General features: G+C 64.6%; 23 protein-coding genes and 2 pseudogenes. 7 read left to right on the top strand and 18 right to left on the bottom strand.

All coding sequences use genetic code 11. The features are described from left to right. Window positions 1–39: 39 nt before the first annotated feature. The 7 genes from TSA1_RS06490 to TSA1_RS06460 form a co-directional block, all read right to left on the bottom strand. Window positions 40–387 (bottom strand): carboxymuconolactone decarboxylase family protein, encoded by a 348-nt coding sequence (locus tag TSA1_RS06490; protein WP_100175627.1) that lies wholly within the window; start codon window positions 385–387, stop codon window positions 40–42. A 3-nt stretch (window positions 388–390) separates the two neighbouring features. Next, window positions 391–912: an RNA polymerase sigma factor gene (locus TSA1_RS06485; protein ID WP_100175626.1), complete on the bottom strand. Its 522-nt coding sequence runs from the start codon at window positions 910–912 to the stop codon at window positions 391–393. Further along, window positions 909–1,118: a YgaP family membrane protein gene (locus TSA1_RS06480; protein ID WP_174718784.1), complete on the bottom strand. Its 210-nt coding sequence runs from the start codon at window positions 1,116–1,118 to the stop codon at window positions 909–911. The genes TSA1_RS06485 and TSA1_RS06480 overlap by 4 nt, the downstream gene beginning before the upstream one ends. 98 nt (window positions 1,119–1,216) lie before the next feature. Further along, on the bottom strand, window positions 1,217–2,401 hold the full coding sequence (locus TSA1_RS06475; RefSeq protein WP_100175624.1) for a serine hydrolase domain-containing protein: 1,185 nt from the start codon (window positions 2,399–2,401) through the stop codon (window positions 1,217–1,219). Window positions 2,402–2,476: 75 nt separating this feature from the next. Further along, window positions 2,477–3,169 carry a GNAT family N-acetyltransferase gene (locus tag TSA1_RS06470; protein ID WP_174718783.1) on the bottom strand — a complete coding sequence of 231 codons (693 nt, stop codon included), beginning with the start codon at window positions 3,167–3,169 and terminating at the stop codon, window positions 2,477–2,479. 4 nt (window positions 3,170–3,173) lie between these two features. Next, complete coding sequence (locus TSA1_RS06465) at window positions 3,174–3,521, bottom strand: Lin0512 family protein (protein WP_100175622.1); 348 nt, start codon at window positions 3,519–3,521, stop codon at window positions 3,174–3,176. A 255-nt stretch (window positions 3,522–3,776) separates the two neighbouring features. Beyond that, window positions 3,777–5,441, bottom strand: a complete 1,665-nt coding sequence (locus TSA1_RS06460; protein WP_100175621.1) for an acetolactate synthase large subunit — start codon at window positions 5,439–5,441, stop codon at window positions 3,777–3,779. 160 nt (window positions 5,442–5,601) lie between these two features. Here TSA1_RS06460 and TSA1_RS06455 point away from each other — a divergent pair, with 160 nt between their 5' ends. The 3 genes from TSA1_RS06455 to TSA1_RS06445 all read left to right on the top strand — a co-directional run bounded on the left by TSA1_RS06455 (window position 5,602) and on the right by TSA1_RS06445 (window position 7,328). Beyond that, the gene (locus tag TSA1_RS06455) at window positions 5,602–5,955 is read left to right on the top strand and encodes an MmcQ/YjbR family DNA-binding protein (protein ID WP_100175620.1); all 354 of its coding nucleotides are present in this window, start codon (window positions 5,602–5,604) and stop codon (window positions 5,953–5,955) included. 47 nt (window positions 5,956–6,002) lie between these two features. Beyond that, window positions 6,003–6,875 (top strand): bifunctional helix-turn-helix transcriptional regulator/GNAT family N-acetyltransferase, encoded by an 873-nt coding sequence (locus tag TSA1_RS06450; protein ID WP_100175619.1) that lies wholly within the window; start codon window positions 6,003–6,005, stop codon window positions 6,873–6,875. Window positions 6,876–6,941: 66 nt separating this feature from the next. Continuing rightward, complete coding sequence (locus tag TSA1_RS06445; RefSeq protein ID WP_100181002.1) at window positions 6,942–7,328, top strand: ester cyclase; 387 nt, start codon at window positions 6,942–6,944, stop codon at window positions 7,326–7,328. A gap of 21 nt (window positions 7,329–7,349) precedes the next feature. Here TSA1_RS06445 and TSA1_RS06440 read toward each other — a convergent pair whose 3' ends face one another. Both TSA1_RS06440 and TSA1_RS06435 read right to left on the bottom strand, forming a co-directional pair. Then, a complete protein-coding gene (locus TSA1_RS06440) occupies window positions 7,350–8,570 on the bottom strand; it encodes an MFS transporter (RefSeq protein ID WP_100175618.1) in 1,221 nt (406 codons plus the stop codon). Window positions 8,571–8,800: 230 nt separating this feature from the next. Continuing rightward, window positions 8,801–12,091 (bottom strand): DEAD/DEAH box helicase, encoded by a 3,291-nt coding sequence (locus tag TSA1_RS06435; RefSeq protein WP_100175617.1) that lies wholly within the window; start codon window positions 12,089–12,091, stop codon window positions 8,801–8,803. Window positions 12,092–12,257: 166 nt separating this feature from the next. Between TSA1_RS06435 and TSA1_RS06430 the strand changes: the two genes are divergently transcribed. Beyond that, window positions 12,258–12,719: a cupin domain-containing protein gene (locus TSA1_RS06430; RefSeq protein ID WP_100175616.1), complete on the top strand. Its 462-nt coding sequence runs from the start codon at window positions 12,258–12,260 to the stop codon at window positions 12,717–12,719. 17 nt (window positions 12,720–12,736) lie between these two features. Here TSA1_RS06430 and TSA1_RS06425 read toward each other — a convergent pair whose 3' ends face one another. The 4 genes from TSA1_RS06425 to TSA1_RS06410 all read right to left on the bottom strand — a co-directional run bounded on the left by TSA1_RS06425 (window position 12,737) and on the right by TSA1_RS06410 (window position 15,657). Then, the gene (locus tag TSA1_RS06425; RefSeq protein ID WP_245448138.1) at window positions 12,737–13,315 is read right to left on the bottom strand and encodes a DUF308 domain-containing protein; all 579 of its coding nucleotides are present in this window, start codon (window positions 13,313–13,315) and stop codon (window positions 12,737–12,739) included. Between the two features lie 82 nt (window positions 13,316–13,397). Then, window positions 13,398–13,982, bottom strand: a complete 585-nt coding sequence (locus TSA1_RS06420) for a TetR/AcrR family transcriptional regulator (RefSeq protein WP_100175614.1) — start codon at window positions 13,980–13,982, stop codon at window positions 13,398–13,400. A gap of 143 nt (window positions 13,983–14,125) precedes the next feature. Beyond that, window positions 14,126–15,109 carry an NAD(P)H-quinone oxidoreductase gene (locus TSA1_RS06415; protein ID WP_100175613.1) on the bottom strand — a complete coding sequence of 328 codons (984 nt, stop codon included), beginning with the start codon at window positions 15,107–15,109 and terminating at the stop codon, window positions 14,126–14,128. Continuing rightward, a complete protein-coding gene (locus TSA1_RS06410; RefSeq protein WP_100175612.1) occupies window positions 15,106–15,657 on the bottom strand; it encodes a hypothetical protein in 552 nt (183 codons plus the stop codon). Before TSA1_RS06410 ends, TSA1_RS06415 begins: the two co-directional genes overlap by 4 nt. 121 nt (window positions 15,658–15,778) lie before the next feature. Here TSA1_RS06410 and TSA1_RS06405 point away from each other — a divergent pair, with 121 nt between their 5' ends. Further along, window positions 15,779–16,696, top strand: coding sequence for a LysR family transcriptional regulator (locus TSA1_RS06405; RefSeq protein ID WP_100175611.1), 918 nt, complete (start codon window positions 15,779–15,781; stop codon window positions 16,694–16,696). Window positions 16,697–16,713: 17 nt separating this feature from the next. Continuing rightward, the gene (locus tag TSA1_RS06400) at window positions 16,714–17,214 is read left to right on the top strand and encodes a peptide deformylase (RefSeq protein WP_100175610.1); all 501 of its coding nucleotides are present in this window, start codon (window positions 16,714–16,716) and stop codon (window positions 17,212–17,214) included. 119 nt (window positions 17,215–17,333) lie between these two features. Here the strand turns inward: TSA1_RS06400 and TSA1_RS06395 are convergent, their stop codons facing one another. The 3 genes from TSA1_RS06395 to TSA1_RS06385 all read right to left on the bottom strand — a co-directional run bounded on the left by TSA1_RS06395 (window position 17,334) and on the right by TSA1_RS06385 (window position 19,967). Next, a complete protein-coding gene (locus TSA1_RS06395; protein WP_100175609.1) occupies window positions 17,334–17,696 on the bottom strand; it encodes an ArsR/SmtB family transcription factor in 363 nt (120 codons plus the stop codon). After that, window positions 17,696–18,358: an SRPBCC family protein gene (locus TSA1_RS06390; protein WP_100175608.1), complete on the bottom strand. Its 663-nt coding sequence runs from the start codon at window positions 18,356–18,358 to the stop codon at window positions 17,696–17,698. Before TSA1_RS06390 ends, TSA1_RS06395 begins: the two co-directional genes overlap by 1 nt. Before the next feature lie 349 nt (window positions 18,359–18,707). After that, window positions 18,708–19,967, bottom strand: a complete 1,260-nt coding sequence (locus tag TSA1_RS06385) for a serine hydrolase domain-containing protein (protein WP_100175607.1) — start codon at window positions 19,965–19,967, stop codon at window positions 18,708–18,710. 278 nt (window positions 19,968–20,245) lie between these two features. Here TSA1_RS06385 and TSA1_RS06380 point away from each other — a divergent pair, with 278 nt between their 5' ends. Next, window positions 20,246–21,637, top strand: coding sequence for an NAD-dependent succinate-semialdehyde dehydrogenase (locus TSA1_RS06380; protein ID WP_100175606.1), 1,392 nt, complete (start codon window positions 20,246–20,248; stop codon window positions 21,635–21,637). 71 nt (window positions 21,638–21,708) lie between these two features. Here TSA1_RS06380 and TSA1_RS06375 read toward each other — a convergent pair. Together TSA1_RS06375 and TSA1_RS06370 are read right to left on the bottom strand one after the other, a co-directional pair. Continuing rightward, window positions 21,709–21,975: pseudogene (locus tag TSA1_RS06375) on the bottom strand (HNH endonuclease); the annotation flags it as partial. Between the two features lie 296 nt (window positions 21,976–22,271). Further along, window positions 22,272–22,602 (bottom strand): annotated as a pseudogene (locus TSA1_RS06370) (HlyD family type I secretion periplasmic adaptor subunit); the annotation flags it as partial.

Below are 22,602 nucleotides of genomic sequence, written 5' to 3'. Positions count from 1 at the left end.
CACAGTGGGCGGGAGGCATTCACCTCCCGCCCGCAACTGCTATGATTTTCCGTCGCCGAGATGCCGCTCGAACAAGCGCTGCGCCAGCAACGCGTGACCGAGCGTGCCGCCGGCACGGACCGCCGCCGCGATCAATGCGGCTTCCGCCACTTCCTCGCGCGTCGCACCGGCCTTGGCCGCCTGCCCCGTATGCACGTCGAGGCAATACGCGCATTGCGTGGTCAGCGCGACCGCGAGCGAGATCAGCTCGCGATATTTCGGCGGGATCAATCCGTCCTTGCGCTCGACCGCATGGTTGAAGGCCAGGAATGCGTTGGCCTCGACCGGTGCGAGCGCAACGAACGCCGGAATCGATTTCAGATCGTCGGAGCTTTGATAATCGGCCATATCTCACCTCGTCAGATATTCGCGCATCAGTGCGCGGGCACGATGCAGACGAGCCTTGACGGTTTGCCTGGTCGCACCGAGCGCCATGGCTATTTCATCGATGGTCATCTCCTTGACGTCACGCATCAGCGCCACATCGCGATAATGCGGCGGCAGCGCCTCGAACGCCGCGGCTACGTCGAGACGCAGGTCGGCTTCAGGCCGCAGCAGCAACGCTGCTTCCACCTCACTCTCATCGACAGCAGGAGCAAGACCTGCCCGGCGCGCCAGCCGCAGGCATTCGCGGCGAACCACGCTGAACAGCCAGGCAGAAAATGCCAGCAGCGAACGGATGGTGCCGACGTGACGGAACAGGATCCAAAGCGCCTCCTGCGTCGCATCCTCGGCATCCGCCGAGCTGCGGCAGGTCGCGCGTGCATAGCGTCGAATGTCCGGCTGTGCCGTCTCGAGCAGCGAGGCGATCGCGTGGGGATCGCCGAGCCGCGCGGCCTCGAACAGCTTTGGTGAGATCGCAGCCGCGCTCACGACACGCCCCCTCGCTCGATCCCCGCCACCGCGCACATCGGACAATAGCCGACGACGCCGGTCAGCGCGAAGCCGGCGCCGCCCAGCGCCACCAGCCATGCCGTCGCGCCGGCCAGATAAACCACGGCCGCAATCGCCACTGCGACGCCCAGAGCAATTCGCATGGTCTGGTGCAGGCCGCCGATATTCTTCCTGTAAAATGCCATCGCATCCTCCGACATGAGCCGAGGCCAAGTGCCTCGACTATCAAGAGGACGCTCCGGCCGAAAAGGATTCGCGGGCGCGCGCAATTTTTTTCGCGCGCTCAGCCTCCGACGGCCTGATAGGCCAGGCGCTTGAACTCGAAGAAGAATGGATTCCAGAAGCCCATATAACGCTGGGCCATCAGGACGCCCGCGGTATTGGCCTCCGGGCAGATCCACCAATGGGTGCCGGCGAGGCCGCCCCACTGAAATTCGCCGGTGGAATTCGGCGGATCGAACGGCGTCGGCGCGAAGGTGACGGCGCCGCCGAGGCCAAAGCCCTTGCCGGGGATCGGGCCGAGATTGGCAAAGCGGATGGTCTGCCCCGCGGGCAGCTGGTTCGTCATCATCTGCCGCAGCGTTTCCGGCTTCAGTAGCGCATCCGACCCAGGCAGCAGCGCGCGCACCAGCGCGAGCATGTCCGGCAGGGTCGAAACCAGGCCCCCGCCGCCCGAGAGCCGCGGGAACGGCCGGCGATAGGCCTGCGGAAACGGCAGATTGTCGGCGCGCGTGAGGCCCGGCTTCATGGGATCGAGCACGTCGGCGCCAGTGTAGAGCGCAACCAGCCTGCCCTGCTGCGCCTCGGGAACGTCGAAGCCGGTGTCGGTCATGCCGAGGACATCGAAGATGCGCGCCTTGAGGAAGGCATCGAGGGACTTGCCCGAGACGACTTCCACGACGCGGCCGAGCACGTCGGTAGCAACGGAATATTCCCAGCCCGTGCCGGGATGATAGGACAGCGGCAGATCGGCCAGCTTGTCGATCATATCAGTGAGCGACGTCAGCGGATTGAGCACGCGCGCGTCGTTGTAGCCTTTGAACAGCACCGTGCCGGGATCGAAGATGCCGTAGCTGAGGCCCGACGTGTGGGTCAGGAGCTGACGGATCGTGATCGGGCTTTTGGCCGGCTCGACATCGGCAAGGCTCGACGCGCCCTGCTTGAGCACCTTGCGATTGGCCAGCTGCGGCAGAACCGTCTCGACGAGGTCATCGAGCCCGATGCGTCCCTCCTCGACCAGCAGCATGATTGCGCAGGTGACGAAGATCTTGGTGTTGGAGAAAGCGCGGAAGACATGGTCGGGCCGCAGCGCCGTGCTTGCTTCGCGATCAGCCAAGCCGACGCATTGCTGATCGACCACCTCGCGTCCGCGCAGCACGGCCCAGGATGCGCCCGGAATGATCTCCTGATCGACGTAGCGCTGCATTGCCGTCCGCACGGCGGAAAAATCGATCGTCCTGGCGTCCATGTGTTTCCCCCAAATTTTGGTTGGGACGGATATAGCGGATATTCGCAGGAAATGAAGGGCGCCCTGGAGGGTGGCCTATCCTTCCCTCATGAACGCCGTCACGTACAGCCGACGCCGGATCCGCATGCCCTGCCGCTGGTACAGCGCGATCGCCGAATTGTTGTTCGAAAACACGTGCAGGAACGGAATTTCGCCGCGCGCTTCGATCCGTCGGGCCACCGCCGCAAGCAGCGCCTGAGCGTAGCCTCGCCCGCGATAGTCGGGATGCACGCAGACCGCCGTCATCTCGACGAACTTTCCCGGCTTCATCCGCTCACCCGTCATCGCGACCAGCTCGCCGCCGGCGCGGATGCCGAGGAAGGTGCCGAGCTCGTGGGTGCGCGATGCGAACGGCCCGGGCTTGGTCAGCTCGACCAGCGCCGTCATGGCAGGCACGTCGGCCGGCCCCAGCGTGACGATCTCGGCATCGCGCAGCGGACTGTCGGCGGGCGAGCCGATCATCTGTTCGCCGGTCTCGGCCAGCACGACCTTGAAGCCGGCGGGCATCTCGACCGGCTCCGGCGTGAACAGTGCGGCGACCTGCGTGCCCGACAGGAGATCGCGGAGCGCGGCAAAGCTCGCCGGGGACATGTCGACCATGTCGGCAAACGGCGTCATGTCGATGGGGTAACGCAACGCCAGCGGTCCGCCTTCGGCCAGATGCTTGTGGCTCGTCGTCAGCGCGCTCCAGATCGGGCGATCCAGCAACGCCTCATCACTATCTGACACCGGCCTAATCCTTGTCGAAGCTGACGATGACAGCGGCGTTGGCGATCAGGATGGGATCGTTGGCGACTTCCGTCGCCGATGGAATCTCCAGCCCGCCCTTGACCGTGGTGACGGTCACGGTGCCGTAGGGAAGCTCCTTGGCAACGGCTTCCTTGTCCACGGCCTCCGGGTTGGGCACGCCGATCGTGACGTCGACGAACATGTCGTTCGCGGTCTTGCCGATCATCCGGAAGAAGCCGAGGCTGGAATGCCGGATCGCGTCCGACACCGCCCGCTTTGCCGCCTTGGTGGCGTCCCGGCCGTGGACGTCGACGCCCATGCCCATCTCGGTGACACAACGAATGCGAGGCATTTTCTATTCCCGTGGTTGGTGTGGTGATCAAGAATGTCTGCGATCAGGCCGCGCGACACAAGTTGTAGTTTTTCTCGTGTCCCGGACGCACTGCAACGCCATAGCGCGTCGAAGACGCGCGTAAACGCGCTGATGGCGTTGCGGCGCAGAGCCGGGACCCAGGAAGCCATGGAGTTTGCTGATGCATGGGTCCCGGCTCTGCAGCGCACCGCAGAAGAGGCACTGCGCTGCGTCCGGGGTACGAGACCGCTGTCATCACGCTTTCGTCTTCTCATGCGCCCGCAGCTCGTCGACGAGCACCCGCACGTTCTCCGAATAATCGATCGGGATCACGACCAGATGCACGCCGCCCTGCTTGAACGCAGCGTCCAGCGTCGGGCCAAAGCTGTCGACGCTCTCGATCCGGTGGCCCTTGGCACCATAGGCCTTCGCGTACTGGACAAAATCCGGATTGCCGAACGTCATGCCGAAATCGGCGAAATGATCGACCGCCTGCTTCCAGCGGATCATGCCGTAGGCATTGTCCTCCAGCACCAGCACGACGAGGTTGAGCTTGAGGCGGACCGCCGTCTCCATCTCCTGGCTGTTCATCATGAAGCCGCCGTCGCCGGCGACCGCGAGCACGCGACGGTCGGGATAGAGCATCGCGGCCATCATCGCCGACGGCAGGCCCGCGCCCATGGTCGCCAGCGCATTGTCGAGCAGCAGCGTGTTGGCGACGCGGGTGCGGTAGTTGCGCGCAAACCAGATCTTGTACATGCCGTTGTCGAGCGCGACGATGCCGTTCTCCGGGATCACCTGGCGGATGTCGTGCACGATGCGTTGCGGCGTCGGCGGCCAGCGCGCCTCGGTGGCGCGGTCGGCGATGTGGGCGAGGATCTCCTCGCGCAGCGGCAGCAGCGCCGCAGCCTGCGGCAGCTTGCCTTCGAGCCGGTCGGCGAGCAGCTCCAGGCTCGGGCCGACGTCACCGACGACTTCGGCGTCCGGGAAATAGACCTGCTCGACACTGGCCGAGGTGTAGCTGACGTGAATGACCTTCGGTCCCGACGGCCCCATGATGAAGGGCGGCTTCTCGATCGGATCGTGGCCGATCGCGACGATCAGGTCGGCGGCATCGATGGCGTCATGGACATAGTCACGCTCCGACAGCGCGGCGGTCCCCATATAGAGATTGGTGCCGCCGGGCACGGTGCCCTTGCCCATTTGCGTCGTGAAGAACGGAATGCCGGTGCGCCGCACGAAGCTTGCGATACCGTGGGTCGAGCGCGGCCGGCTGGTCGCCGCACCCATCATCACCAGCGGACGCTTTGCGGCCAGAATCATCTCGGCGGCGCGGTCGAGCGCGGCGCGATGGGCGACCGGGATCTCGATCGGATGGACCGGAATCATGGGGACGCCAGGCACCTCGTCGCCGGCGATGTCCTCGGGCAGTTCGAGATGCACCGGGCCCGGACGCTCCTCCATGGCGACGCGAAAGGCATCGCGCACCACGGTCGGAATGCTGGAGGCGCTGACGATCTGCCGCGACAGTTTTGTCAGCGGCTTCATGGTCGCGACCACGTCCACGATCTGGAAGCGCGCCTGCCGGCTGCTCATGATCGGCTTCTGGCCGGTGATCAGGATCATCGGCATCGCACCGAGATGCGCATAGGCCGCGCCCGTCGATAAATTGAGCGCACCGGGGCCGAGAGTCGACAGGCAAACTCCGGGCTTGCCGGTCAGCCGGCCATGCGTGGCGGCCATGAAGGCGGCAGCCTGTTCGTGGCGAGTCAGGACCAGCTCGATCTTGGAAGTGCGGAGCGATTCCACCACATCGAGGTTCTCCTCGCCGGGGACGCCGAAGATACGGTCGACACCTTCGTTCTCCAGCGCGGCGACAAACAGGTCCGATCCCTTCACCTTGCGCTCCTGCCCGCTCATGTCGCCTCCGCCTGCTGCCTGCTCCCATGCTCGGGGAACGACGACATGGTAACGGTCCGTGGCATATGCACAACTCACAAAGAGGCGCGCAACTGCATCAACCCTCAGCTGTTCCCGCCCAGACGTTGCAAGTCGCGTGCAGCATGCTATCGCTCGCGTCATGACGCCGAGAAATTTCGAAGCACGCTGCCTGGGCCTGCCGGGCGCCACCAAGGTGGTGCAGTGGGAAGGCTCCTCCGTGTTCAAGGTCGGCGGCAAGATGTTTGCACTCGGTGGCGGCTTTGCCGCAGGCTCCGGCGGCTACATGTTCAAGGTCTCGGACATGGCCTATGCGATGCTGATCGAGCATGGCGTGGCGCGGCCGGCACCGTACCTCGCACGCGCCAAATGGGTGCAGCTCGTCGGCAACAATTCGCTGCCCGATGCCGAGCTCGCCGGCTATCTCGTCCAGGCCCATGCGCTGATCGTGGCAAGGCTGACGCGGAAGGCTCGCCGGGAACTGGGGCTCGGCTGAACCGGCTGAATTGACCTCCGGACGATACCTGACTAAAGTCAGGTATCATGCTGGACTCGATCTCGCGCGTTCGCCGCTTCAACCGCGCCGTCACCTCCGCCGTCGGGGCCCTCGATACCTCGTTCCTGGGGCGCGGCCGCCCGCTCGGCGCGGCGCGGGTGCTCAATGCGATCGGGCACGGGCGCTCGGACGTGGCGGAGATTCGCGACTATCTCGGCCTCGATTCCGGATTGATGAGCCGCCTCTTGCGCAGCCTCGAGGACGAAGGACTGGTCGAGACCGAAGCCCATCCGGACGATGCGCGCCGGCGTGTCGCAAGATTGACGCGAACGGGCCGGCGCGAGTTCGCAGCCTATGAGGCGCTATCGAACGCGCAGGCCGACGGCTTCCTTGCACAACATTCACAACGCGAGGCGCTGCTGGCGGCGATGGACCTGATTGCTTCCACCCTGACGCGCGAGCGAATTGCTCTGGATGAGATGGATCCGCGATCCGACGAGGCCCGCTATTGCCTCGCCGAGTACTATGCCGAGCTCGGCCGCCGCTTCAGCCAAGGCTTCGACGTTTCTCTGTCGAGGGATCCGGACGCCAAGGACATGCGCCGCCCGCGCGGCACCTTCATCGTCGCGATGTCGGATACGCTCCCGCTCGGCTGCGTCGGCCTGAAGGGAACGGATCACGGCTACGCCGAGATCAAGCGGCTGTGGGTCGCCCCCGCCGCGCGCGGATTGCGGCTCGGCCGGCGCCTGATGGACGCAGCCGAGGACGCCGCACGCAAGCTCGGCATCGCGCTGTTGCGGCTCGACACCAACAGCGCACTGCCCGAGGCCGGCCAGCTGTACCGCTCGACGGGCTGGCGCGAGATTCCGCGCTTCAACGACGATCCCTATCCGGACCTGTTCTTCGAAAAGCGCCTCTAGGCGGGACCTATTCGCAAGCCTCGCGCGTTAGGATCGAAGCCCAAGAGGGCTTCGATGAGCTTCGACATGACACGAAATGACCTCGCCGATCTCTACCGCGCCTATATCGCCTGCCTGAACCGGCAGGATTGGCCCTCGCTCGGCCGGTTCGTGCATGACGACGTCGTGCACAACGCCCGGTCGCTCGGCCTCTCCGGCTATCGCGCGATGCTGGAGCGGGATTTTCGCGAGATCCCGGACCTGCGCTTTGACATCGCGCTGCTGATCGCAGACCCGCCCTGCATCGCGGCGCGCCTGCAGTTCGATTGCACGCCGGTCGGGACGTTCCTGGGGCTTGCCGTCAACGGCAGGCGCGTGTCGTTCAGCGAGAACGTGTTCTACGAATTCGGCAACGACAGGATCCGGCAGGTCTGGTCGGTGATCGACAAGGCCGCGATCGAGGCGCAGCTCTGACGCCGCGCCTCGATCCGAAGCTCACGCGGCCGCCGGGACCACCTGTCCTTGCGGCTTTGCGAACGGCTTGAACGTCATCGCCACCAGGAAGGCGCCGAGGCCCATCGCCCAGGAGGCGATGTAGAGCCAGGCGTAGCTGGAGAAGGCGTCGTAGATCAGACCGCCGGCAAGCGGGCCCGTGGCCATGCCGAGGCTGCCGGCCATCGCCGCGCCGCCGATCACCGTGCCCATCATCTTGAGCGGAAAGTTCTCGCGGATGATCACCGCATAGAGCGGCATGGTGCCGGCATAGATGAAGCCGAAGATGGCGCCGACCGCGTAGAAGGTCGCGAGCTGATGCGCGAACACGTAGGCGAGCGCACCGAACGCCTGCAGCAGCAGGCCCGAGACCAGCACGCGCTTGGCCCCGAACCGGTCGCCCATCAGACCGAACGCGATGCGGCCGCCGAGGCCGGCAAACCCCTCGATGCTGTAGATCGTCACCGCCGCGATCAGCGGAATGCCGCAGCTCACGGCGTAGCTGACGGTGTGGATGATCGGGCCGGAATGGGTGGCGCAGCAGAAGAAATTGGTCGCGAGCAGGATGAGGAATTGCGGCGAGCGCAGCGCCTCGCTTCTCGACATCTCGCCCTGCCCGGCCCCCTCGCCCATCGGGGCGGCCGGGCCTTGTGCGAGCGCCGGCGGACGGCGTACCAGGAACGAGACCGGGATCATGATCGCCCCGACCACCAGCGCCACGATCTGCATCGCGGTGCGCCAGTCGTGGCCGGAGACGAGCCAGGCCGCGAACGGTGCCATCGTCATCGGCGCCATGCCCATGCCGGCCGACACCAGCGACACGGCGAGGCTGCGATGGGTGTCGAACCAGCCGGTGACGGTCGCCATCATCGGCGCGAAGATCGCAGCGCAGGACGCGCCGACCAGAAGGCCGAACACGAACTGGAACGCAAGCAGCGAGGTGGCGTGGCTCGCGGCGAACAGGCTGAGCGCCAGCACGGTCGATCCCGTCAGCACCACCGGCCGCGGCCCGAACCTATCAGACAGCGTGCCCCAGGCCATGCTGGTGAGGGCCATCGCCAGAAAGCCGATCGTCATCGCGCTGGAGATGCCGGTCACCGACCAGCCGGTGTCCTTGGTGATCGGCTGCAGGAACACCGGCAGCGAAAACATGCCGCCGATCGCGACGCAGCCGAGCAGGCCGCCGGCGGCGACGATCACCCAGCGATAAGTGGAAGAGTTCATCTTTGGCCTCCGCATCAGATCTTGTCTGAAGGGAAGACGAATGGGAACTGCGCCGGCCGACAGGGGATCACGCAAGTTTTTGCAGCACCCGCCAAACAAAAATCGCGAAAACAACCCCATGCACAGTAGCCGGCCTCTGCGGGATCAAGGACTTAGCGAACGCAGTCGATGAGCTGAAGGTGGCCCGCCGCGATTTGACCCGTCGGGCAAAACACCGGCGTCGCTCCCGGTCAAACCTCGAACAAGGCCTTGACGTCCTCCTCGCTGAGCGCCGAAGCGATCTGTCCTTCGCGCTCGAACAGGCCGTCAGCCAGCGCGCGCTTCCGAGCCTTGAGCTCGTCCATCTTCTCCTCGATCGTGCCGGCCGCGACCAGTCTGTAAACGAAAACGGCCTTGTCCTGCCCGATCCGGTAGGCGCGATCGATGGCCTGCTCCTCGACTGCGGGATTCCACCAGGGATCGAAGATGATCACGGTGTCGGCAGCGGTGAGATTGAGGCCCACGCCGCCTGCCTTCAGGCTGATGAGGAATACCTGCGCCGCTCCGTTCTGAAAGGCCTCGATCGCGGCTTTCCGGTCCTTGGTGTCGCCAGTGAGGAGACTGTAGCGCAGGCCGTCGGCCTCGAAGCGGCGCCGGATCAGATCGAGCATGGAGGTGAACTGGGAGAAGACTATGATCTTCCGGCCCTCGCTCAACAGCTCCGATACCATCTCGATCAGGCGCTCGAGCTTGGCCGATGGACGTTCCACGCCGTCACGCAGCTTCAGCAGCTCCGGATCGCAACAGGCCTGCCGCATTCTCAGCAGAGCTTCCAACACCACGATGTGGCTCTTGGCGAGGCCACGCTCGGCGATCGCCTGGCGGACCTTGCGCGACATCGACAGTCGGACCGAATCGTAGAGGTCGCGCTGCGGGCCCTCGAGCACGATCGTCTCAATGATCTCGCTCTTGGGCGGCAGTTCCGTCGCGACTTCAGTCTTGGTCCGGCGCAACAGGAAGGGTTTGACGCGCTGCGCCAGGGCTGCTGCACGAATCTTGTCGCCGCGCTTCTCGATCGGCGTGCGCCATTGGCGCGAGAACGCCGTCTTGTCGCCGAGATAGCCTGGATTTGCGAAACTCATGATCGACCACAGCTCGCCGAGGTGATTTTCCATGGGCGTGCCGGTGAGACAGAAGCGATGCTCGGCCTTGATGTCCCGCAGCCAGCGGGTGGTGGCGGCGTCGGGATTCTTGATCGTCTGCGCTTCGTCCAGCACGGCGATATACCAGTTCCGCATCAGAAGCACTTCCCGATCCCGCGCGATCAAAGGATAGGTCGTCAGCACGAGATCATGCTCGGAAATGGAGCCGAACCTCTCCTTGCGGTCGGGCCCGTGGAGAACGAGCACGTTCAAATCCGGCGCGAATTTCTGCGCTTCGGCCGACCAGTTGGTCATCAGGCTGGTCGGTGCAACGACCAGCACCGGGCTTGTCAGCCGCCCCCGCTGTTTTTCCAGCGCGATCAGAGCGAGGATCTGGATCGTCTTGCCAAGGCCCATGTCGTCAGCCAGCACGCCGCCCAATCCGCTCTCGCGGAGCAGGTCGAGCCAGGCGACGCCCAGGGCTTGATAGGGCCGCAGCGTCGCGCGGAAAGTCGGCGGAACGTCCGGCGTCGCCAAGCCCCGCAGCTGAAGCAGATTGGCGAGGCGGCGCAGATTGTCGGCACCGCGAAAGACGAAACTCTCGTTCTCCAGTCCCAGCAGCGGAACGACATCCGCTTGCGACAGCCTGATCTTCTTCGAGCCATCGGCAAGAGTGCCGCTCAGATGCAGGCTATGCAGCGCCAGCACCAAGGGAAGGAAGCGATCGGCAGCCAGTGCCAGCTTGCGGCCGTCTGCCAACGGCAGATAAAACCGCTCGCCCTTCTCCGCGAGTTGTCGCAGCCGGTCTGGCGTGAAGTCGGGCGCCGAGACCAGCGCGGCGACGTGCGGGGCGAGGTCCTGGCGTTCGCCGTCGATGTCGATGCCGAGCGCCAGCTCGAACCAGTCGATGCCGCTGGATTCCAGCACGGCATCGAAATCGCCCGAGGAGTCCGCAAGCCGGAAGGGAAAATCGTCGTCGATCAGGATCTCGAAGCCTTCCGACTTCAGCTGCTCGGCATGATGCGCGAGAAATTCGAACCAGCGGTCCTGGTCGCGCAGCGTGAGATCCATGGCATGGCGGAAGTCCAGCGCCGGAAAAGCGGTTCGCGCGTCGACGAGACCGACGTCGACCAAACGCTTGCGCGCCTGCCTCTCCTTGCCCTGGCGTCGCGTGATCGCGAACAATTGTCCGGCCTGAAACAACTCCACCCGGCTCGGTCGCTGGTTCGGATCGATGTCGAACCCGCCATAGCGGAAGCCGAGGCTGGCGACCGCCGCCGGTCCGCGCGCTTCGCCTTTGTCGCGGTAGTAGTGGAAGCTCGCGAGGTGTCCGAGCCGGAGCCGCAGCACGGGGCGAGGATCTTCTTCGATCGTCACCGCAACGGTCGGCGGCGCGGGCAAAACGCCATGATGAGGCTCGGGCAGCTTCTGGGCGAGGCGGCGCGACACTTCCTCCACCTGCGCGCGCGGGATGGCTGGAGCGGACAGGAGCTGAAAGGCCAATCGTGGCGGCAGGCCGAGCTGCGCCGGTCCGATCAGCCCGGAGGCTTCATCGACATAGACCGGCGGCTCCGCATTGAGCCCAATTGCTCCGGCTACCAGGAGACGAGGTGTGAGACCGCGCTTTCCCGCCGACTGCCATTCGATCCTGCCCTCGCGTGCGTCCCCCCACTTCAGCGGCGCGCCCTTGTGATCTAGCCAGAACGCCCGGCCGGTCGCGACAATCCGCTTCAGCAACTCCTCCGGATAGGGTCCCTGCTCGTAATAGCTGCGGCTGCCGGCTGCCGCCTGCGTCACGATCTCGATGTCGACATCGCGGAAATATTTCGGCGCCCGCTCGGGCTTGAACTCGTACAGGCTGGGGCTGGTATAATTGCCGGCGAAGCCGCCGGCCTTGAGCACGCGAACGGATCGCAAGGACAATTCCAGCTGCGGCATCGTGTGTTCTGACGGCTCAAGACAGTACAGCAAGGATTGGCCCTCATCCCCAGCGCCGCCCCGCGCTGCCCGGCCGACGCTGTCGATCCAGTTGGTGAGCTCCAACGAGAGAACAGGAGGTGCCGTGGGCATTTCGCGCGCGGCTGGCGTGCTCGGCGCCGCGACCTCCTTCCCGCTCAAGGCCTGCAGAAGCGTTGCGGCGACGTGCTTGCAATTGAAGTCCATCGGACAATCGCAATCGCCATCGAGGCTGGTTAGGTCGTCACCGCTGAACGTCAGAGCGATATCGACCTGGTATCGGTTGGACCCGCTGCCCCGCACCTCCGCGGTGACATGCTTCAGGTCGTCGCTCACCTTCAGCTTCGAGACGCGGCCCTGCGCCTGATAGGAGACCGCCTTCTCCATCGCCGATCGGCTGAAGTAGGTATAGATCGACTTGCGCTTGAGAACGTCAGAAAGCACTTGCGGCAATTCCAGTCCTTTGAGCTTCCAGCATAGCGGCTCGCCCCGGATCGTTGTAGCAGCAACGTCAAGGTTCCCCACAGCCGCCGTTCCCCCGCCGTATGAAGGACTTGCCGACCTCTGCGGCGTGCTCCACCATTACCCTGGGGACTTGCAGGAACTATCCATGCCAAAGATCGACATCGCTGCCGTGCCAACACGCAAAGGCTCCGGCTATCCGGCTCCCTTCAACGCACCTTGCGCCGAACGCAGCCGCCAGCGGCTCGGCGATGCCGGCGGTCTCAAGGATTTCGGCATCAACCTGATGCGCCTGCCCCCGGGCGGCTGGTCGAGCCAGCGGCACTGGCACTCGCACGAGGACGAGTTCGTCTACATCCTCGAAGGTGAAGTGACGCTGATCGAGGACGGCGGCGAAACCGTGCTGCGCGCGGGCGATTGCGCCGCCTTCCAGAAAGGCACCGGCAACGGCCATCACATGATCAACCGCTCCGAAGTGACGGCAGTCTATCTCGAGGTCGGCTCGCGCTCGCAGGACGACCTCATCACCTGCTCCGACATCGACATGATGAGCCCGGCGTCCGACGGCCGGTTCCTGCACAAGGACGGCACGCCCTATCCGGACGCGTGAATGCCCGCAGGAAAGTCTCACATGGCTGGGCTGCGGCGCCACGCGCCGACCATGAGCCAGACCGCCGAGACCAGGAAGTAGAGCGCGCCGACCGCAGCATAGCCGGCGACGTTCGCAATCGACGGGATTGACGGCATCGTGGCCTGAAAGATGAAGAAGCCGCCAGCGAGAGCCGATTGGCCGCCGCTGAGCACCATGGCCCATTGCGCACCGTAATGCTTCCAGCGCCGCAACGCCGTGCCGAGCTGCAGCAAGCCCGACAGCATCGCCCAGGCGCCGAAGATCCCGAGCACCCAGTTCATGCTCACCCGCAGGGCCAGCGCGACTGCGAGCGCGGTCAGCAGGCTGACCAGCACGTTCAGGGCCTGAGTTCGATTCTGATTCAATCCGCCGCTGCAGAGCGCGTCGAGATAATTGGCGGCGGCATCCCACGCCGGATATGCGACGAGCAGCGTTGCGGCGACGACCGCCGAGGATGGCGCGATGGCCAAGGCCGCGATGACCCAGGCGAGCGAAAACGCCGCCCGCAAAAAGTAATACTGCTTCAGCCATTGCGCGCGGTCGGCGATGTCCGAGGTCATTTCGCGATCAATCATGTTTATGCCTTCCTACTAGTTGGTAGATTTATTCGGAGAGTTATTTCGACCCGGCTGCACAGCCGGGTTCGCGCCGCGTCCGTCAGTGCCTGGTGGACAGCCGGTCCAGCAGCGGCCGGGTGATCGTCCCGAACATCTTGGGATCGCCATAGGCACGCGCCGACAGCATCGCGCCGTGGACGGTCGCCATGAATCCTTCAGCCTCGACCTTCGCAGTGGACGAAAGATGCAGCCGTCCCTTCCGCTTGCCCCGCTCCAGCACCGATGTCAGCCACGACGCCAGGGCCCGGAAATGCGCGCGGACTTCCAGCGCCACTTCCTCGGGGAGGATCGGAAGCTCGCTGGCCAGCAGCGCGCAAACGCAGAACGGAGCGGTCGCTTCAGTGACGCATGCTTCCCAATAGGCCACATAGTTTTCGAGCTGGTCGCGCGGGTCCGCGACGTTGCGCTCGAGTGCTGCCAATCCCGCCTGCGCCTCCGCGCGATAGCGCGACACCAGGGTGCGGACCAGATCGACCTTGCTGGCGAAATGATGGTGGATGCTCGGCTTGCGAATGCCGACCACGTCGGCGATGTCGGCATAGCTGAAGCCGTTGTAGCCGCCGGCGATGATCAGCGAGCGGGCGCAGGCCAGGATGTCGTCGGATGTCGAGGAAACATTGGACATGCCGATAACCTACCTTCCAGTTGGTAGATGATCAAGCTCGGGTGCTTCAACCATCCGTGAGCGGCCAGAGCGGCCGCGCGCATATCGGAATGCGCTTGCGCGGCGCGCCTGCTGGTCTCCACGCAGGGAACGTCAAGTCGCCATCAATCCACCGCCAGGACAACCTTTCCGAACCCTCCACCGCGCTCCACGCTGCGATGGGCATCGACTGCATGTTCCAGCGGAAATACCCGGTCAACCAGCGGTTCCAGCCCGCGCGACATAAACAGCGGCAGGAAATCTTCGGAGAAGCGACGAACCATCGCCCGCTTGTCATCCAGGCCGCGCGATTTCATGACGGTGCCGACCAATCGCAAGTGGTTGTGCAGCAGAAGGTTGAGCGGAATCGAGGCGACTTGTTGTCCGCTCAAAATGCCGACTTGAACCAGTATTCCGCCGGGCCGAAGGCTGCGAACGTTGCGCGACAGGTAGTCGCCGCCGACGAAATCGATGATGGCGTCAACGCCACGATGATCCGTCAGCCTCGCGACGGCGCTCTCGAAATCATCAGCCCGGTAGTCGATCACGGTAGCGGCGCCGATCTTGCCGACATCCGCCAACCGCGAAGCGTTCGCGGTTGCGTAGACGACGGCGCCCAGCGCACGGGCGACCTGCACGCAAGCGGAGCCCACTCCGCCCGCGGCGCCGTGAATGAGCACGGTTTGACCATGCCCGACGCGCGCGAGATGCGAGACCGCTTCGACCGCCGTGACGAACGATTCCATGATCGCCGCGCCCTCGACGAACGAGACATTGCCTGGAAGCCTCACCGCCATGCGACGGTCGACCAGGGCGAACTCCGCATATGCTCCTCCGCCCACGATCGCCATCATACGTTCCCCGATAGAGACGTCGTCGACTTCGCTGCCGACGCCAACGACTTCACCGGCCAGTTCGAGGCCGAGCAGATTGCTCTCGCCAAAGCTCTGGCTGCCGTAAGCACCGTTTCGTTGCAGAATATCCGCACGGTTGACCCCCGCCGCCCTCACACGCACCAGCAGGTCCTGGGGGCGGACCTCCGGCCTCGGCACTTCGGCCAGGCGAAGAACCTCCGCCGGACCGAAGCTGTCATAGACGACACCTCTCATTTCGCCTGCTCCTGCGCCCGCGCCATGGCGCGTCGCGCGATGCTGGCGGCGAACAACGGCGTCTCGCGGCGATTGTGGTCGTTTCCGGCTGCCTGGCGCGCTTTGGCAGCGTCTTCAAAGGACAGGCCGTGCTTGTCCAGGAATGCCATGAAGACATCGGTCGGGTGTGCCGTGACGCTGTTCGAATAGCGGGTGCGTCCTCCATCGATGGTTTCGGCCTTCAGCTCCCAGATCACGTTGACCTGGGTCCTGCCATTCGCCGTGAACACGTCCGAGATGGAATTCATGCGGCAGTAGGTCTTGCCGGCCTCTTCCGCGACATAGTGCTGGATAACCAGCCCGGTGCCGATCTGCTCGACGTTGATCATCGTGCGGCGTCCGTCGTCGGTGGAGCTGACGCCGGCCGCAACGTGATCAGGCGGGCAGCAGCGCAGATATTCGGCTTCGGAGAGCGTGAACAGCCATTCGGCGATGTCCACTCGGTCGAGCGGCACGTCGATGACCGCGGTATAAGTCGATTGCGACAGGATGCGATCGAGTACCTTCATGATAATCTCCTTTGATCAATGGCTTAGGCCGGTAGGCCCGCCTTCGAGGGAGGAGATAGGGCTTTTGAGGTTTGATGATAATGAACGTTGAGCTCGAAACCCTTTTGCGAAAGGCGCAAAGATGAGAGATCCGCGTTTTGCGGAGCATCTGGCAATCTATGTCGACGTGGTTCGTGGCGGCAGTTTCTCCAGCGCCGCGCGTCATCGCGGTGTGACGCCGTCGGCCATCGTCAGGCAGATCGATGCGCTGGAGCATAGTATCGGCGTGCCCCTGCTGGTGCGCTCGACCCGCGCGCTCGCAGTGACCGATGCCGGAGAACGACTGTTCGAACGCGCGCAGAGATTGCTTGATGATCTGGCGGACACGCACGCCGAGATCGCCGCTTTCGATGGTGCGGTCGCAGGCGTTCTTCGCCTTGCCTGCTTTCCGACCTTTGGCAAGCGTTACGTGATTCCTACCCTCGAAACGGTCATGCGGGATCATCCCGGCCTCATGATCGAGCTCGATCTCACCGAAAGGCTCGCCGACCCCGTGCTGGAGCGGCTGGACGCAGTGATCCGGATCGGCGAACTTGCCGACAGCACCCTCATCGCGACCAAGCTGGCGTCGCAGACCAGGATATTGGTCGCCACTCCGTCCTATCTCGATCGTCATGGTACGCCGACCGAAGGGAAACACCTCGCCGGCCATCGGCTGATCGACAAATTGCACGGTGCCGACCTGCTTGGCTGGACGGACGTGCTTGGTCACCCCACGGGCGCAGCGCCCGGGCAGCAAGCCGTGTTTCGATGCGATGATTTCGAAGCGATGCGTCTCGCGGCACTCGCCGGCATTGGTGTCGCATTCCTCGCTGACTGGGTGGTCGGCGCAGATATACGCGCCGGCACGTTGAGACGAATCCCGATCGACGACGAACCGTGGAATGAGACGAAAACCGGCATCTATTTGTTGCGGGCCCTGGCTCAGCCATCTGCCAAACTGACGATCCTGACCGCCGCCCTGCGGGACTCAATCGGGTCGCCGCCGGTGTGGGTGTAGCACGGACCGATCTCATCATGACCATCCACCCCATCGTCCGCTACCCCGACCGCCGGCTCGCGATGCCGGCACGGCCTGTGACCGCGTTCGACGACGGCTTGCGCGAGCTCGCAGCCGACCTGCTGGAGACCATGCGCGCCGCGCCCGGCATCGGCATCACCGCGCCGCATATCGGCGTGCCCTTGCGCGTCGTGGTGCTCGAGCTCGACGCCAGGGACGGCGCCCTCACCTACGTCAATCCGGTCATCGAATGGGCCTCGCCCGAAATGATCATGCACCGAGAAGGCAGCGTCTCGATGCCCGGGGTCAACGACGAGGTGCAGCGCCACGCCCAAGTGCGGATCAGCTACCACGATGTCGACGGCAATATTCAGACCGAGGAATCGGATGGCTTGCGCGCCGTCTGCCACCAGCACGAGATCGACCAGCTCGACGGGATGTTCTGGATCCAGCGGCTGTCGCGGCTGAAGCGGGAACGGCTGGTGAAGAAGTTCGAGAAGCTGGGGCGGAGTTCGTAGGGTGGATTAGCGAAGCGTAATCCACCAATCTGGGCGCGACAAAACGAGAGATGTTGGATTACGCCGGCGACTACGCTTCGCGCAGCCGCCCGCTAATTCACCCTACGCGTTCTCCATCCTCATGCCCGCTTGCCGCCCCTTTTGGTGATCGGCGCGTTGCGGCGCTCGCGTTTGCCGCGGGCGATCTCGGTTGCCAGCGCGTCGAGCTTCGGCTCCCAGAAATTCCGGAACTGACCGATCCACGCATCCACCGCGCGGAGCCCGGCAATGTCGACCGAATAGAGCCGCCGTTGTGCCTCGGCCCGAACGTTTGCAAAGCCGCTCTCTCGCAGCACCTTGAGATGCTGCGAGACGGCCGCCTGGGTAATCCCGAACTCGGCTCCGATCAATTCGACGACCTCACCGGAGGCCATCTCGCCGCGCGCCAGCAGTTCGAGGATGCGGCGGCGCACGGGATCGGCGAGGACCTCGAAAACGTGCATCAGCTTCCTGTGCCGGGATGAGCGATGTCGGGCGGCATCTCGCCGCGATAGAATGCGATGGTGCGATCGGAGCGCGCTTTCGCCGCCTCCGGATCGACCCCGCTTGCGACATGCGCCGCGCGCCAATATTCGCCGCTGGTCGTCATGAATTCCTTGCCTTCCGGCGAGCGCATCCAGGCTTCCGCCGTCTCGTGATCGACCGATGCGCCGCTCGCAACATATCGATCGAGCCCTGCAAGCGCGAGGTCCCAGCCGATCCCCACCGCACCCGGGCCGAACTGATTCCAATGATCCTCGATGATCGCCGTATGCTCGAGCGTCAAACGCGCCTGGCTGCGTTCGGCTGCCAGCCTGACGTCGATCCAGCTCACCGCGCCGCCGAATTCCCATGTCGCAGCGAAATGGGTCGGCGGCGTACACGCCGTGATGGTGCCGCCCGCATTGCCCTTGACCTGGTACCTGCCGCCGAGCTGGAGGTCACCCTCGACCGCGGCAAACCAGCGCGGAATGCGCTCCCGGCTGGTCACAGCGTCCCAGAGATCGTCGACGCTGGTGTCGTAGAGCCGCGTCAGCGTCACGACACTCGCGGGCTTGCCGTCCTTCTCGAAGTTCGTCACCGAACGCGTGACAAGCCCCAACACCCGGGCGACGTCGATCTGCATTGGATTCCTCCCGATCGTTTTGTTCGACGATGAATATCGACCTTCACTAATATAAGTCAATTCTTATATTCGGCCACTCCGCTGCGTCAAACCGCCTCGCAGGCGCCCTGAACCAAACACCCGCTCAAGCGTCTATCCGTCCCCCACCAGTGCTGGCAGACGGAAGCCGTTCATGAAAGTTCGCAAATTCACCCTGCCCCTCGATCTCCGCCGTCGTCGCCCGGCTTGACCGGGCGAGCCAGTGCGCCGCGGCCTCTGGGCTCTTTCACGATCGCATCTGGAATACCGGATGCCCCGGTCAAGCCGGGGCATGACAGCCATTGTGTGGTGCAAGCGTGCGACGCGCGCCCTACCCGCTCGCCATCAGCGCCTTCGCCAGCGCCATGTAGGCCGGCAGCGTCGCGGGATCGTTGGCGGCGTTGCCGGCGACGGGGTGCGAGGCGTAGCGCGCGATCACCATTTCGGCCTTGGGATCGACATAGATGCCCTGGCCGTAGACGCCGCGCGCCATGTAGGCGCCGTGCGCGTTGTGCGTGATCCACCATTGATTGCGATAGGACGCGCCCGGCAGCGTGGTGTAGCCGGCCGGCTTGAATTTTTCGGGATCGCCGCCGCGCGCGATGTCCTCGACCACCTGCGACGGCACGATCTGCCGGCCGTTGAATCGGCCGTGATTGCGCATGGTCTCGCCGAAGCGAGCGAGATCGCGCAAAGTCGTGGAGAGACCGCCGCCGCCGCTCTCGGTGCCGATGCGGTCGACGTGGTAGTGCGCGTCCTCTTCCGCCCCCATCGGCTGCCAGATCCGCTCGGAGAGCAGTTCCGCCAGCGTCAGGCCGCTGACGCGCCGGCATATCCACGCGAGCACGTCGGTGTTGACGGTCTTGTAGGCAAAGGCCTTGCCGTGCTCGCCCTGCTTCTTCTGCGCGATCAGGAAATCGAAGATGTTGGTCGCACCTTCATAGTCCGGCGGGATCGGCGCCATGCCGTTGGCGCGCCGCAGGCCCCACACGTCCGAATTCTTGTCGGTGTAAACCTCGGTGTAGGCGAGCCCCGTGGTCATATCCATGACCTCGTGCACGCGCGCGTCGCCAAACGCGCTTGTCCTCAGCTCCGGTACATACTCGGTGACGGGCGCCTGCGGATCGATCCTGCCCTCGGCGACCAGAATGCCGGCGAGCACGCCGGTGAAGGACTTCGTCACGGACATGCCGATATGCGGCTTGTGCGGCTTCAAGGCGCCGAAATAGCGCTCATAGATCAGCCTGCCCCGATGCAGCACCGCGATGCCGTCGGCATACGTCTCCTCCAGCATCTTTGCGAAGGTCATCGGCCGCCCGTCCATCGTGGTCGAGGCGACTGCACCGATGTCGTGATCCGCCCGCGGCAGCGGCGAGGCCGGCCCTGCCCCGCGCCAGACGTTCGCGGTGGGAACGAGCTGGCGGATGTTGCTCCACGCCCAGCGGAGCTCGGGGAAATTACGGAAGGAGCCGTCCTGGAAGGTGATGAGGCGGTCGGGCGCCGGCGGGAAGCCGCGCATCCAGCCGAGGGCTTCGGGATCGGTCTCGGCGGCGGTTGCGGGGGAATGATTGGTGGTGGTCGCGACGGACATGAAGGCAGGCTCCGGAGAGGACGATTTTACTCGCGTATCATGAGACAGCGAAACCCACATCCCGCGTTTGTGCCGGGGGGCCGTGCGGTACCTCCTGATGACGACAGGTCCGACGACCGCCCGCTCGCAGTCTCGTGAACGGCGCCGAGGCTTCTCGATTGACCTGCCTCAAAGTGACGAACTGGGCTGTGATCCATCCTTTCATCGGCAGTCCCGTCGGAAGCGCATCAAGGCAGCCGGCACCAAGCACTGCATGATGCCTGGAGCGAGAACGACACATGGCCTACGCGACCACCTACCCCTATACGGGTGAAGTCCTCAAGACGTTCCCTACCGCAAGCGATGCCGAGGTCGCCCGCGCGATCGACGCGGCGCATGCGGCCTTCCTCGCCTGGCGCGAGACGCCCTACGCGGCACGCGGCGCGATCCTGCAGAAGGCGGCCGACCTGCTGCGCAAGGACGCCGACGCCTACGCTAGGCTGCTGACGCTCGAAATGGGCAAGCTGTTCACCGAAGCGAAGGCCGAAGTCGAATTGTCGGCGAAGATCTTCGAATATTACGTCGCCAATGCCGAGCGCCTGCTCCGGCCGGAGAAACTCACCGTCGCCGATCCCGCCGAGGGCGAGGCCGTCATCGTCTGCGAGCCGCTCGGTGTGCTGCTCGCCATCGAACCCTGGAACTTCCCCTACTACCAGATCGCCCGCATCGTCGCGCCGCAGCTTTCGGCGGGCAACACCATGCTGCTCAAGCACGCCTCCAACGTGCCGCAGAGTGCGGCGGCGTTCGAACGGCTGATGCGCGAGGCGGGGCTGCCCGAGGGCGCCTTCATCAATCTCTACGCGACGCGCTCGCAGGTCGAGACCATCATCAACGACCCGCGCGTGCACGGCGTGGCGCTAACAGGCTCCGAGGACGCCGGCGCTGTCGTCGCCGCGCAGGCCGGCAAGGCGCTGAAGAAATCGACCATGGAGCTCGGCGGCGCGGATGCGTTCGTCGTGCTGGCGGACGCCGACATGGCCAAGACGATCAAATGGGCGGTGTTCGGCCGTCACTGGAACGGCGGCCAGGTCTGCGTCTCCTCCAAGCGCATGATCATCGTCGATGCCGTCTATGACGAGTTTCTGGCGCGCTACCGCGAAGGCGTGGCCGGACTCAGGGCCGGCGATCCTTTCGCGCCCGAGACGACGCTCGCACCGCTCTCCTCGCAGGCGGCGGCGGACGAGATCAAGGAGAAGATCCGCCAGGCCGTCGCCCACGGCGCCAAGGCCGAGCAGGTCGGCCCGCCCGTCCCCAACCAAGGCGCCTTCGTGCAGCCGACGATCCTGACCGATGTCGGTGAGGACAATCCGGCGCGCTATTGGGAATTCTTCGGTCCCGTCTCGATGCTGTTCCGCGCCAGGGACGAGAACGACGCCGTGCGCATCGCCAACGATTCCCCGTTCGGCCTTGGCGGCTCGGTGTTCACCGCAGACACCAAGCGCGGCGCAGACGTCGCCAGGAAGATCTCGACCGGCATGGTGTTCGTCAACCATCCGACCAAGGTCGAGGCCGACCTGCCCTTCGGCGGCATCCGCCGCTCCGGCTACGGGCGCGAACTGTTGGGGCTCGGCCTCAAGGAGTTCGTCAATCACAAGCTGATCGACGTCGTCGACATCGACGCGCGGTTCTGACGGCGCCGCGTGCTTCGCCCGCGCCGGACCGGTGCGGGTGAAGCGGCGCCTGTCCCGATAGCCTTACGTGCTCATTGCTTGAAGCAATGCTCGCGGTGCCCCTTCAGAAAATGCGGATGAGGTCGATCCGACGGTCTTCTTGGCTCAAGCGCACGACCGGTTTTGTTGATGACCGATCGAACTCCTTCCAAGTCGTTTGTCTGGCGCGAGATCAATATGTCCAGATCATCGGACAGGCTGATCAAACCACGATCAAACATCCAATGGGCGGTACCCGACAGCGCGATCCCGTTGCTCAGGATGTCCGGGCCATTTGCCTCCACAGGACGAATATGCGCACCCTGGGCGTTACGCCCGTAACGTTCGCCGTGGCTTCCGTAGGCGTACTTGCCTTCGGTGCCCTACTGCACGCCACCGGTAAGAATGTTGCCGTGGTACGTGATGCGGTCGGTGCTGCTGGCGTCTTCGATCCGCAACTGGCGAGGGGATCCATCTCCGGCTTGAACAGGTCACTAAAGGCGCGAAACAGCAACCACGCAGGAGCGCCTTGGTCTAGACCTCCAAAGCCAGCTTGAGGTCCCCGCAACAACAGCAACCGTCAAAGGCGGACCACATTCTTGGTGCAAGCGAAGCATCATCTTTCCCTCAAGCTTTCTTGCCTATACCGCAACAACGGCGACATCACGTACTCGATGATCCTTCGCTGCCCCGTCTTGATCTCCACCGTCACCGCCATGCCGGGCGCGAGGTTCACCATCTTGTCGTCGACCTGCATCTTGGTGCCTTCGAGCGACACGCGCGCGGCGTAGAGCAGCTCCTGGCCGGCGGGCTCGCTTGATTCCGAGAGTGCGCCGCCCTGCTTGGCAGCGCCCGTCCCGCCCGGCGGCTTGTCCTTGATGATCGCATCGCGCGACACGCTGATGACCTTGCCGTGCAGCAGGCCGTAACGTGTGAAATTAAACGTA

This window comes from Bradyrhizobium nitroreducens (assembly GCF_002776695.1).
GTDB classification, from domain to species: domain Bacteria; phylum Pseudomonadota; class Alphaproteobacteria; order Rhizobiales; family Xanthobacteraceae; genus Bradyrhizobium; species Bradyrhizobium nitroreducens.
The sequence above is the reverse complement of the archived record's forward strand: the minus strand, read 5'-3'. Positions and strand labels throughout refer to the sequence as shown.